General features: G+C 37.9%; 13 protein-coding genes. 5 read left to right on the top strand and 8 right to left on the bottom strand.

Features of this window, described 5'->3' with window-relative positions; genetic code table 11:
• Window positions 1-370 precede the first annotated feature (370 nt).
• The 4 genes from BM739_RS18280 to BM739_RS18290 all read right to left on the bottom strand — a co-directional run bounded on the left by BM739_RS18280 (window position 371) and on the right by BM739_RS18290 (window position 2,578).
• Window positions 371-1,381, bottom strand: a complete 1,011-nt coding sequence (locus BM739_RS18280) for a tyrosine-type recombinase/integrase (RefSeq protein ID WP_076543077.1) — start codon at window positions 1,379-1,381, stop codon at window positions 371-373.
• Window positions 1,374-1,589, bottom strand: a complete 216-nt coding sequence (locus BM739_RS18285; RefSeq protein WP_076543078.1) for a DUF4224 domain-containing protein — start codon at window positions 1,587-1,589, stop codon at window positions 1,374-1,376. The genes BM739_RS18280 and BM739_RS18285 overlap by 8 nt, the downstream gene beginning before the upstream one ends.
• 387 nt (window positions 1,590-1,976) lie before the next feature.
• Window positions 1,977-2,102 (bottom strand): hypothetical protein, encoded by a 126-nt coding sequence (locus BM739_RS20675; RefSeq protein WP_303046104.1) that lies wholly within the window; start codon window positions 2,100-2,102, stop codon window positions 1,977-1,979.
• 254 nt (window positions 2,103-2,356) lie between these two features.
• Window positions 2,357-2,578 (bottom strand): hypothetical protein, encoded by a 222-nt coding sequence (locus BM739_RS18290; RefSeq protein ID WP_076543079.1) that lies wholly within the window; start codon window positions 2,576-2,578, stop codon window positions 2,357-2,359.
• A 789-nt stretch (window positions 2,579-3,367) separates the two neighbouring features.
• Between BM739_RS18290 and BM739_RS18295 the strand changes: the two genes are divergently transcribed.
• Window positions 3,368-4,264 (top strand): hypothetical protein, encoded by an 897-nt coding sequence (locus BM739_RS18295; RefSeq protein WP_254843585.1) that lies wholly within the window; start codon window positions 3,368-3,370, stop codon window positions 4,262-4,264.
• 561 nt (window positions 4,265-4,825) lie between these two features.
• On the opposite strand, the gene BM739_RS18300 is transcribed toward BM739_RS18295, so the two are convergent.
• On the bottom strand, window positions 4,826-5,215 hold the full coding sequence (locus tag BM739_RS18300; RefSeq protein WP_076543080.1) for a hypothetical protein: 390 nt from the start codon (window positions 5,213-5,215) through the stop codon (window positions 4,826-4,828).
• Between the two features lie 404 nt (window positions 5,216-5,619).
• Between BM739_RS18300 and BM739_RS18305 the strand changes: the two genes are divergently transcribed.
• From BM739_RS18305 to BM739_RS18320, 4 genes are all read left to right on the top strand, one after another.
• Entirely contained in the window at window positions 5,620-5,967 is a 348-nt protein-coding gene (locus BM739_RS18305) for a hypothetical protein (protein ID WP_076543081.1), read from the top strand.
• A gap of 4 nt (window positions 5,968-5,971) precedes the next feature.
• Window positions 5,972-7,465: a DUF4041 domain-containing protein gene (locus tag BM739_RS18310; protein ID WP_076543082.1), complete on the top strand. Its 1,494-nt coding sequence runs from the start codon at window positions 5,972-5,974 to the stop codon at window positions 7,463-7,465.
• 72 nt (window positions 7,466-7,537) lie between these two features.
• A complete protein-coding gene (locus BM739_RS18315) occupies window positions 7,538-8,827 on the top strand; it encodes a DUF3644 domain-containing protein (RefSeq protein WP_076543083.1) in 1,290 nt (429 codons plus the stop codon).
• Window positions 8,828-8,896: 69 nt separating this feature from the next.
• A complete protein-coding gene (locus BM739_RS18320) occupies window positions 8,897-10,363 on the top strand; it encodes a hypothetical protein (protein ID WP_076543084.1) in 1,467 nt (488 codons plus the stop codon).
• A gap of 193 nt (window positions 10,364-10,556) precedes the next feature.
• Here BM739_RS18320 and BM739_RS18325 read toward each other — a convergent pair whose 3' ends face one another.
• The 3 genes from BM739_RS18325 to BM739_RS18335 form a co-directional block, all read right to left on the bottom strand.
• Window positions 10,557-10,961, bottom strand: coding sequence for a hypothetical protein (locus BM739_RS18325; protein ID WP_076543085.1), 405 nt, complete (start codon window positions 10,959-10,961; stop codon window positions 10,557-10,559).
• A gap of 53 nt (window positions 10,962-11,014) precedes the next feature.
• Window positions 11,015-11,251: a hypothetical protein gene (locus tag BM739_RS18330; RefSeq protein WP_076543086.1), complete on the bottom strand. Its 237-nt coding sequence runs from the start codon at window positions 11,249-11,251 to the stop codon at window positions 11,015-11,017.
• Window positions 11,252-11,547: 296 nt separating this feature from the next.
• Window positions 11,548-11,727, bottom strand: a 180-nt coding sequence (locus BM739_RS18335) for a tyrosine-type recombinase/integrase (protein WP_175609549.1), incomplete at its 5' end; no start/stop codon positions are given.

An 11,727-nucleotide genomic window follows, 5' to 3' on the forward strand; every position in this document is an offset into this window, starting at 1 on the left:
GTCGCATCGAAGTAGATATGTAGCTTTGTTAAATTTATCTAGTATATTTTTTACACTAAATGTGGTGACCAAAATATGACTCGTGGTGACCAAGTAGTCATTAAATGGTGTAAATTGGATATTTCTATAACTCTATTTTGTTTGGGTTATCATTATGTTTTAAAAGGAAAAGTTGATTGATGTTGATGGTGTTCAATTTATGTCGATTAACAGCATTTGGTCTTTAAGCGGTCTCCAAAACCGATGGTTGCGAGTTCGAGTCTTGCTACCCCTGCCAAATAAAACAACGGCTTGCATAGAAATATGCGAGCCGTTTTCAATTCTGTAGAATATAGCGTAGAAAATGAAACTTTCATTTTCGAATTTATATTCACTTCGTACTGCTGCCAATTGTCGGCACTACAGTCACTTTGCGGTCATATGTGTTCAATTGCGCCATAGTCTTGTGACCTGAGAATTGTTGTTTTTGTGACAATGTACCTTCAAAGTCAGAGATACCTTTAGCTTTAATATCATGAAATGTAAACGTACGTTCGATATTTGGGTAATCTTGTTCCATTTTTAGCATTGCTCGCTTCCATGCACTACGTAACCCTTCTGCAGTAAGATTCCCACCATTGTTTTTATTGATGACATAGGTACTGGCAAACTCTTTGTGCAATAGCTTTGCTTCATCAATTACTGCTCTTAGTCTGTTAGACCATTCTTTTATCTGTTTTTTACCTGTTTTTCCTTGCTGAATAAAAATTCCATCGTCATATATTTGCTCCCAAGTGAGCTGAAGTACGTCGCCTTGTCTTGCTGCACATAGGTAACTTATCTCGATGGCGATACGTAGGCGCGCTTCTGTACATGCCATTAGCGCATTGTATTCAGTATCGGTGATGTATCTGTCACGGGGCTTTATTTTAAATTTTTTAATTCCTTTGGCCGGATTTGTTTTGCATCGTCCACGCTCGTAGCCCCAAGCAAACACTACACTGGCTGCAGATAATTCATGATTTGCTTGTGTTTTACTATTTTCCCCACGTGAATCCATATATTGACGTAGATGGCGTGGCTCAACATTATCAGGTTTCATTTCACCAAATACTTTCACCAAATTGTTAATCTCTATTTTGCGGTCTTTCTGCGTTCTTGCTGCAAGGTCATTAAAGTTCTGGCTGCCTAAATAATCAATTGCTAGGCGACTGACGGTGTAGTCTAAACTCGTGGTTTGCAGTTCGCGTTCGTAGGCCTCCCATACTTCAGCTGGTGTTGCTGTTATTTTACATAGCACCTTTGTTGAGTTAAGTCGTTTAAGTATGAAGCTCTCAGGCACTCCTGAACGCTTATGTACATAAACAGATGGTGGCAAGCCAGAGATTTTAGGTTTACGCATTTATGGCTCCAAAATTTGGTTGAAGGGTTTTATTTTGACTGTGAACCCCAGATTCGTGAGGTGTGTTTACAAATTTCCAAGTAACAGATGGCCGTCCATCATTCCGAACGTAATGCTTGATGCCTTGACGTTTAAGCCATTTAACTTGGGCTGCTGCTTGTGTTAAACCTGAGAGTTTCTGAAGTTCTTCTGTAGTTAGTAGTGACATTTTTTCTCCTTTTCAATTACTGACGGTGCTGAAGTTGAAGCTAGTATTTCAGTTGTTGTCGTAATCCATAAAAAAAGATTATGCCCGAATTCTAATAAATATTTTTTGCTTTTAAGTTGTAACGTGTTGAAATTTAGACTTTAAGTTTCATGTGGATATAAAGTGAAAATAAAAAAAATAAAAAATAAAAAATATTTTTACATTGCCTATATATGGATGTCTTTTCATTGCTGAGAACAGCCGTGTTTTTTACTAAATTCAATGCTGATGTGTGATTGGCTCAAGAAGATCTGTTTACAGAAAGGATCGATTTTGTAGAAGGTGTGATATTAAATTCAGTATTTAACTTAAATCAAAGTGTCACCCTTCTATCTGTTACCAACTGTTTTAATTATTGTTGTTATTTTTATTTACCTTATCTTTATTTGCTTCATCTCTATGCGCTGCTAATGCTCTGCGTGCGAGAAATATACAGCCAACAATCAGTAAAACTAGTGGTACGATAAATTCCATCTCATGTCTCCATTGTTTAGATAAATTTAAAAAACACATATTGGCACTTAGTCCAACAGCTTGGTGGACTGACTAGCTCATCGTATTTTTTGTCATAGACATATAAACCCCATTGAAATTTCAAATGCATAACAACTATCGGTACAAGGTAGATGCTGTTATTGAGTGTGAAATACAGGTAGCCACAAATGATTGAGACGACCAACATGAAAATATAGGGTGTTAGTTTCGCTAATAATTGTTCTGACATATGATTAAAATCCACTATCAAAATCATTGTCGAAACTAGAATCAAAGCTGCTATCAAAACTACTTTCAAAGCTAGAGTCACAGGATGAGAATGAGTCATCAAAACCGAGATTCGTTGTCGTTTCGGTTACGCCGTATGGATTACCATTAATATCTACTTGTGAGCCTGAAATCATCGGTGTGCCGTCGATATTTACAATGGGTTGAGCACTGTTTAATTTAGTCATGAGTTATCCTTTTTCATCGATTTTATTTTTAGTTCTCTATACAAGTTAATGAAAAAATGCTAAAAAGCAAACTTGTTTGACTGCAACGCTCAGCAACAAAAAGTTTGTTAAATTCTGCTTATTTCCTTTTCTATTATCTTCACTTTTTCGCACAAAAAAATTAATTACTTCTCATTGTTCGTACGCTTTTATTCGATAGAATTCGGCATTAAACAGCAAAAGTCGGCACGATTTTTTGCGACAAAACGGCTTGTGATAACAAGCTTTCAAAGCGCGTATTTGGGCGTTGACGAAGTCAGCGCCCAAAGGAGCACGCGCATGTACAGCTGGTCTGTACTAACCGTATTTTAGTTTTGCCCTAGCAAAATTTAGGCGTTAATTTGGGACAAATTCATGGCTAAACCCCAAGTCTTTTCGGTAGAAAAGCTAAGCGGCGACGGAGGGGACAAATGTGGAACACATCCCTCTATCGGCAGCGGCAGAAATGCGGTTAGTACAGAGCGTAGCTCGGTGCATGCGCGGCTTATGTCTTGAAGTGCTAGAACGGAGTTCGTAAGCCAGCGATGATGACGAGTCATCAGAGTGGGCGGGCGCTTCATGACATATGAGTGATTTGCAAAGCAAGTTGCTCATCAGGCAAGGCCTGGCTTGGTAGCGATGTTCATCGCTATTTTCATCCCGACAGGAATAAATCAGTTTAACGGCATGAATTACGAGACATGTGGTGATAATTTGCAGTGCCTGACACTACTTATTGATATCAATAATTCAAAGAATACGGATATCACTATGCACACACATCAAGCGTTACAGAATGCAATTAACGTAAGCGTTTATGAGGCAGGGGATAAGGCTGAAAAGTTTCAGCCTTATCTGTTTATTCATATGCGTTATTTCTGCGGCGCTAACAATAATCAAACGGGCAAAGCTCGAAGGGAACTCACCATCAAAATAGTCGCCCGATTTGGGGTGACGTCTCCGACGATTATTGCCTGGCTTTACGGTATTTCTCAACGACAAGCCTTAGAGCATTTAAACAAGCTCATGAAGGAGAAGTTAGTCAATATGGTCATCACTCATCGATCCTTAGATAATCGCGTCTATGTGCTCGATTATGCAGGGGCTAAATATGCTGAGGAGTTACTGTCAGTGGCCGTGTATTTTCGCTCAGGCGATAACCCGTCATTAAGAGTTAACTTGAATACCGTGATGCATGATTTGATGATGCAGTATATCCAGCTACGAGGCGTACATAATAAAAGTAAGGATGGTGAAGACAATGTGTTTTGGCACTCTGTAGTGACTGAGCCGGAGTTTAAAAGGCTATTTAAGTCTTATGATGTGAGAAACGTCGACGGTATTGTGCTGGAAGTGTCTGGCAGCGTTACAGCGATTGAAATGGAGCATTCATTTAAGAGTAAGGCGGCAAGGCAAACTATTCTATTGAAATGGCTGCACGGCCTCAATCATGGCTATTACGATAAAGTGATGTTGTTCTCGCAATCACAGCAGATATTCAGCGATATAAAACGATTACATGAGCAACTGTTTAATGAGATGAGTACCAGAATCGATAAAAAGACCCGCCAGCCATTACTAACAGAATCCGACGTCGAGTTATTACAAAGCAGAATGATTTACAGAACGGTTTTTTGCAGTGAATTAGAAAAGATTTTCTATCAATAATATCAAGAAAGGCGCCGAAAGGTGCCTTTAAAACGAAGGCTTCTAGCATCACATCTGTGTTAAGTCACATCAATAAACCACAATACGATGGTTCACCTACGCCATTTTACTTTGGCGCCCAAACGGAAAAAAAGGCGCTATGCCTTTTTCCCGCTATTGTTGCGGTCCTAACACCCCAAATATTTTAAACATCTTTAGTTGAAAAAATTTTATAACGATATAGCTCTTATACCGATATGTTCTCAGATTTCCGCATGGTGAGCTAACAATAGCTAGGCTTCGAGACGAGGCATTTTCAGTTTTTATGGCTTTTTTGCTGTAGTTGTAGGGCCTTATATATACATACAAACAACTATGGATAATTTTGGTAGTTGAAGTAAAAAATCATGCAATGAGCATGATTTTTGTTGACGTGATTTTATGGTTAGTCGTTTAAGTCGTATGCAATACACCTCATGACTTAAAAGGAGGACAATTTATAGTCTACTTTGATGTTTTTTAGAATTCTTCCCCCTAAAAAAAGCGAACCTATACAGGTCCGCGAGTTGGTTGCTAATGACATTAATTTAATGCATTAACGTATTCTGCCCAAAGTGGCGCTGCGAATTCAAAATAATCTGTCGGGCATAAGCCGAACATTGTCTGAAACTCAAGGCTGTACATCTCACAAAAGGCAGTAATCTCATCTTTATACATTAGTATTATTTTTATCATATCCACTCCTGTTAAGTATTGAACGCCTGAATTGGCGTGCTTATATAAGAGCGATTCACTAATACTGATGCCAAGCATGTGCCCTTCTTTATCTAAATGTAGATAAATGTATCGTTCAAACCATAATTTTGCAGTTCCATTATCACTGTCAACATTTGCCAGTAGTAATAGAGAGTAGTTTTCAGTGATACGGTTGCTAGATTTAGGGTATAAACGAAATACTTGAGATTGGTCCATAATTGACTCCTAGTTATTGTCCTCGCTAATAACTAGGTGCTCAATGGGATAATTATGGAATGTAGTGCATGCTTGGGTTAATTCAGTTCTGGATACCAGAATATTAATCTTGTAGTAGTTGGGTGAATTGGGCCACTTGCTTAGAAGTTTTCTGTCCTTGAATGGGTCAGGGGGCTTAGCCCACTTTTGCCCATAAATAAGCTATACATGCCCTATAACGGTGGCTAATTTTCATTGGATAGTACACTCATTGAACTTGATGTCTTAAAGGTCAAGTTAAGTCAGCCAGTTTAATCAATGTTTTTTATATTTAAATGGTTGATTTTGCTACTTGAAAGGTAGAAATTGAATAGGTAATTATGCTTATATATATTTTTTACTAAAGGCATTAATGGGGAGGGGCTGTGGCAAGAAGAGGTGGTGGTTTAAGAGCTGTAATTAAAGTAGCTAAAGCTATTGATAAGGCTGGAAAGCAAGCTGCTAGAGAAGCTGAACGTAGGCAAAAAGCAATAGCTAGAGAAGAGGCTAAAGCTGAGAGAGAGTATCAAAAGCAATTAAGGGAGCGTGAGCGAGATGTATTACGACAGGAAAAAGATCGGGTTAGCCAAGCTAGGCAAGCGGAAAAGTTAAATACTGCTCAAGCAAAGCAACAGTTCAAAGATTCTCTTATTGATGCCCAAGAAGAATATGCTGAGAGGTGCTCTGAAAGAGCAGCCTTACGTAAACAATTTGTCAATGCTGTACTAAGGTAGTCATATGGATAACAACATATTAATAGTTGTAGCTATTGCTCTTTTAGCCATAGTTGTTAGCTATTTAATCGCTAAAGTCCACTTCAATAAAGAATTGAACGAACACAAAAATAGGGTCAATGAAGAGCTGGACGAATTTAAAAGTAGTGTTAATGCAAAATTAGATGAATATGAGAGTCTTGATGAAGCTTTAGCTCAAATAGAAGACGAATTAGAGTTTGTTCGAAATGAGTTAGAGGCCGATAGCAAAGAGCTTGAACATGTACGAATTGAGACTGCTGAACTACAAAAGCTGAAGGTAAATGAAAGGCGGATGTTTGAGAATGTTCAATTGCATACATCAAATACTGCCAAGCTCGAGGTTATTGAAAAAAATCTTAAGCTAAATATATCTAAACTTGGCGAAGATAGAAAAGAGTTGATGGCTATGTTGGATTTATATTCTCGCTTGGATGAGTATACGTCATTTGGCCATTTTGAAATGCCAGATTATCTCTATGAAACCTCTATTAGGTTTGCTGAGGAAATTAAGGATGTCAGGCTTCAGCAGAAAGAAATGATTAAAGGAAAAGATGCGGTAACTTATCCAGAGGTGACGGTTATTTCAAAAGATAAAGCGTTCAATCGAAAAATCTTAGACGGTCAAGTGAAGCTAATGTTAACTGCTTTCAATACTGAGTGTGATTTCCTTATTGGGAAAGTTAGCCCAAGCAGCTTTGGGCGAACTTTGGAACGTATAGAAAAGCTAGCGAACACTCTTGAGAAGTCTGCTGCGACACTTGAATGTGGTTTTAATATAAATTATGTGGAATTGAAATTTGAAGAGTGCAAGCTTCAATATCAATATACATTGAAAAAGCAGGAAGAAATAGCTGAGCAAAATCTCATTAAAGAACGAATTAGAGAGGAGCAGCGCGCAATCAAAGAATATGAACGTGCAATTGCAGAATCCGAAAAAGAAGAAAAAATTTATAGGAATATGTTAGAGAAAGCACGAGAAGAATTGATGGGTGCTTCAGAAAGCGAAAGATTTATCGCTGAACAACGTATAGCAGAGCTTGAGCGACAATTGCTTGAGGCTGAGACTAGGGGAGAACGAGCTAAAAGTATGGCGGAACAGACTCGAAAGGGGTACGTATATGTTATTAGCAATATCGGATCATTTGGGGAGGACGTTTACAAGATTGGTCTCACAAGGCGTTTGGAGCCGATGGATCGTGTCAAAGAGCTAGGGGGGGCGAGTGTACCTTTTACATTTGATGTTCATGCAATGATATATGCTGAAGATGCTCCAGCGCTTGAGGCGGCTCTTCATCGTGAATTTACCTCACAGCGTGTCAATGCAGTAAATCTGAGAAAAGAATTTTTTCAGGTAGACCTAAACTCTATAAAAGAGGCCGTTGACAATCTTAGTGGTATGGATACAGAGTTTAAAATGACGGCTTTGGCTGAAGACTATTATGAAAGCCTTCGTCTACAAGAGCGGTTAGCTGCATAATATCTATTAGCAAAAAAGCCTTCAGCGTAAAAGATGAAGGCTTCAATTATTTATGTAAACAAGGATGTAAATGTGGGTAAAAATACAGCTCAGGAAAATTTCTTCGAATTTCTACGAGATAAGCAAAAGTCAGCAAAAAAGTTTAATAAAGCTGAAGTAATTAGAGCCACTAATTGGAAGCCTGATACCTTTAAAACCTACTTTGGGAAAGGGCAAATAACGCAGTTTGTGGTTAAATTAGCAGATGATGAATTTGAAGCTGTAAATACCCTTGATATCAAGTTTGTTGAGTTCAAAAAAAGGTTGTCGCAAAGTAAACATTATCAAGAACTAGGGCATAAATGTAAATCTAGCCTTGCTAAAGCTTTGCTCAAGAAGTCTCGTGACAACATGATGTTAGCTCTTGAGCTTTACAACAGACCATCATTGGAAAATAAACTGGATGGTTTCGTTGTGCTGTTCTCAATGTCTTGGGAGCAGTTGATAAAGGCTATGCTAATTGAAATAGATGGTGAAGACAGCATTTATAAGCCTCCCTCAAGAAAAGGCATTAGAGAGACAATATCCTTAAGAGTTGCTTTGGAACGGCTATTTAAAGGTAACGATTCAATTAGAAAGAATATTGAGATAATAACAGGCTGGAGGGACAACGCTGTTCATCTGCTGATGCCAGAATTACAAGGCTTAGCGTCTAGAATATTCCAGTCGGGAGTCTTGAACTACTCGGCAAAGTTTGAGCAGTTTAGTGACACCCCCTTCCTTCATGCGCAACATAGCGGCATGCTTTCTTTGGTAGGCGATTTCAAACTCCCTCCTGCTTCTGTTCTCAAAACAAATTATGGCTTAGCGGCAGACGACATTCTGGAGCTGGCTATGGCCGCTGAAGAGGATATTAAAAACTCTAACGACATTGAGTTTGCAATACCCATTAACGTCTCTCTAGTGTATGCCAAGGATGGGCAAACGATTATTGCCAATGCAAGCGGGAATAAAGAAGATTTACAGAATCTAAAAAATGCCCTAATTATCAACAAAACAGTTAACCCTGAAGAGTCGCATCCTTTAACTCAAGATAAAGCAATCAAAGATATTATAGCTGAGTTGGAAGGGAATTTTGATGAAACAAAGTTGAATCGCTGCCTTGTTGCAAAAAAGGGTGGTAAACCTAGTTTTAACCGCAATTGTTTCCAATCCTGCCTACAGAAACTCAAGTGGAAAATAGACAACAACGATTATCACTATTACCAATCCATTGCCGATAAGCACATCTTCTCGCCATTAGCTGTTCGTGAGATAGTTAAGCGGGTTACTGAAAATGAGAAATTTTTGACGGAAGCAAAAGCAAATTTCAACCGAAAGTAGGCTGACAATCTATTTCCATATTTAGTCTCAGTTTCAGATTAATATAGCTAGAGAGGTCGTTGGTAGTAAATGAAAGAACGATATGAGAACAACACATTTTCTAGCGGAGCCATTAGCAGGTTAAATGCTACGGTTGGTTTTAATGGCAGCTTTGCGCCAGAAGGAAAGCCGAGATCCAATACCGATTATGCTAAAGGGTATGCTAATGCATCTCTTTTGCTCATTAAAACTGCTCTAAAGAGTCAAGAGTTTAAACACTCTGTAGATTATCTTGTTTATCCTGTTTGTTTTAATATGAGGCACTCGGTTGAGCTTAGATTAAAAAAGTTCTGGACTGATTTAGAACTGTTATCAACCAAACGGACTCATAGACTTACAGTGTATAGAGAGGCTAAATTTGATGCTGAGCCAGCTTTAAAGGGATATTTGGAGATTTTCCCTAAGATTGACCAAGTAATAACTCACAATATTAATAGTCTTTGGGTACTTATTAAAGAATATGCTCCCATTATAGATAGTCGGTTTGATGAGGTTATTTCGATTCTTGATAGTTATGTTGATGATATCGCTAATATAGACCCGACAGGTCAAACTTTTCGTTACCCTGCCAGTAACGATAGTCAGGTACATTTGGCTAACACTCCACTGATTAACTTTGTGATTTTAAAGCATAGATTTGAGCCATTAGTTGAGATATTTGATTTTTTAGAATCACTCATCCAAGAAGTTAAATACGAGTACGGCTGGACGAAGCAAACTAATTCCTTATCCTACTTTGATATCATCAATGTATGTATGCTTATCAATTCCTTGTCACTAAATGGTGAAATTAAACTGCATGAATATCGTGATGCTGTTAAGGCTAGCTACCCTATGTCTAATAGAGAATATGGGGAGTTATTAAACATTGTTGGCTCAAATCAATATCTGAGTAGCATTGTAAGAAAAGAAGTAGGATTCGAATATCTAACCATTGATTCATTTATGACTTTTTGTAATGTAGTTTTTGAATTTTGGTCATTAGATTCATTCAAAGATTATTATAATTCTGAGGGTGATTACAGTCTTGAGGAGATAGATGTATGTACCGTAATGGATGATATGTTGAAAGAACGAAATGCAATAAGTCGGTTGATTGAACTTCTTTCTGAGAATGAAATTTTAGAACTTTTTTCAATCTATGATGCTCGGCATGAAACATTTATTTTTGAAATATTTAAGAAGGTTAAGAAAGAAATTTTTAGTGCTTCAAAGCGTGATGATTTTGAAATAACCTCGTTTGTTGGTTCATATGGTATTGGACATCATATAGTTACAGCAACAATTAAGATGCTCTATAAAATGGGGTATCACACTTTTTTTCATGATTTAGCTTCCCTTTACAAGCTGTATGATTTGCCTTGGTGTGTCGAGCTGTTGAAGAAAGAGTATCTACCCTACCTAAATGAATATATGTGGTTTAATGAAAGACTAGCAGAGCTAAAGTGCAAGGTTGATGATGCTAACGGTTATTTGGAAAGGCACCGCAAAGCTTAATGTAGTGTATAGCGAACTTGGCCATTGATTTGTAGTTGAACGCACTCTTTTCATCGAAAATTAATTTGGACGATTTCACTATTAAACAAATTAACTAACTCGCTTTTGTCCAGTTGCTTAATAAGCCGCATTGAGGGTTTAGCCAAAACTTAAGGCATAAGAAAGCGAACCCAAAGGGTTCGCTAGATGGCGATTACAGTGCGTCAGCAGCAATAATCAAATCAGACCAACATTGCTCAGCTGTTTCGAAGTAATAATGCGGATTTACCCCAAAAATACTCATAAATTCATTTCTGAACCGTTCACAAAAAGCGGCAATATCGTCGATGTAAATCAATAGCATCATATATGCATCAATACCTATCAGATATTGACTATCAAGTTCAGCATGCTCTTCAAGCAGCGATTTGCTGATACTGATGCCAATATTTTGGCCTGCTACATTTCGATGTAAATAAATGTAGTTATTAAAGCTCAGTTGAATCTCATCGTTCTCAAGTTGGTGGTCTGCCAACAGCAATACTGTGCTGTGATCATCCCATGGACTTTTTGATTGACGTTTATAGACTCTAATTAGCTGTGTTTCTGACTTGTTCATAGTAATTCCTAGTGTTTATGTCCTCGTCATTAACTAAGAACCTCACTGGGAAACTACTTATTGTTTATGTACTGATTAACAAAATCAGTTGCCAGTTTAATGTCCGATTCTTGCACCCCTTGACGACTCAAGTGCTGCTTAATTTGAAAGTTAAGTATTTCCAGCTCTATATCATCCTCATAAATACTAATGTCCTGATACAGTGCTTCTGAGTTCACCACTGCTGTGAGCTTTTCTAGCAGAAGAGCTAACTTATTCGTCTTTTGAGTAAACTGCTTATGTTGGTTCATGATTTTTCTCGTTAATGCGGATGTGTTGTCCTTATTAACTAGAAACAGCTTGGAGGAATTATGAGGAAGTACGTTTTATTTCTGCAAAATCCTTTTCAATTTATTATTTGTTTACGGGCTCGTATTGTAATGGTTAATGAAAACTGGCCACTATTTTAGARCWTACCTAGCTTRTTTWTGCCCCTTTATCATTTAGAGCAATTACTCATTCGAACTTTTTTTTTCTGTGCTTGCCTTATATTTACTAATGCGGAAAGCAAAAGATAAGGCCCTAGTAACTTGTCTTGTAGTATGCCTTAAAGACTATCAAGAGGGCTTATGACCCCAGTATGATGGCCACCAATCACATGGGTATATATCTCGGTTGTTTTGACATCACTGTGTCCCAATAACTCTTGGATGGTACGAATGTCATGCCCTTTGAGTAATAAAGATGTTGCAAATGAATGGCGGAAAGTATGGGCGGTAACGCGCTT

The organism is Shewanella sp. UCD-KL21, assembly GCF_001957135.1.
In the GTDB taxonomy this organism is placed as follows: domain Bacteria; phylum Pseudomonadota; class Gammaproteobacteria; order Enterobacterales; family Shewanellaceae; genus Shewanella.

What these genes read in the sequence shown, in the direction of transcription:
- BM739_RS18300 (WP_076543080.1), bottom strand. Translation starts at nt 5,215, where the DNA reads ATGGACCAATCTCAAGTATTTCGTTTATACCCTAAATCTAGCAACCGT.
- BM739_RS18330 (WP_076543086.1), bottom strand. Translation starts at nt 11,251, where the DNA reads ATGAACCAACATAAGCAGTTTACTCAAAAGACGAATAAGTTAGCTCTT.
- BM739_RS18320 (WP_076543084.1), top strand. Translation starts at nt 8,897, where the DNA reads ATGAAAGAACGATATGAGAACAACACATTTTCTAGCGGAGCCATTAGC.
- BM739_RS18295 (WP_254843585.1), top strand. Translation starts at nt 3,368, where the DNA reads ATGCACACACATCAAGCGTTACAGAATGCAATTAACGTAAGCGTTTAT.
- BM739_RS18280 (WP_076543077.1), bottom strand. Translation starts at nt 1,381, where the DNA reads ATGCGTAAACCTAAAATCTCTGGCTTGCCACCATCTGTTTATGTACAT.
- BM739_RS18290 (WP_076543079.1), bottom strand. Translation starts at nt 2,578, where the DNA reads ATGACTAAATTAAACAGTGCTCAACCCATTGTAAATATCGACGGCACA.
- BM739_RS18310 (WP_076543082.1), top strand. Translation starts at nt 5,972, where the DNA reads ATGGATAACAACATATTAATAGTTGTAGCTATTGCTCTTTTAGCCATA.
- BM739_RS18325 (WP_076543085.1), bottom strand. Translation starts at nt 10,961, where the DNA reads ATGAACAAGTCAGAAACACAGCTAATTAGAGTCTATAAACGTCAATCA.
- BM739_RS18285 (WP_076543078.1), bottom strand. Translation starts at nt 1,589, where the DNA reads ATGTCACTACTAACTACAGAAGAACTTCAGAAACTCTCAGGTTTAACA.
- BM739_RS20675 (WP_303046104.1), bottom strand. Translation starts at nt 2,102, where the DNA reads ATGGAATTTATCGTACCACTAGTTTTACTGATTGTTGGCTGTATATTT.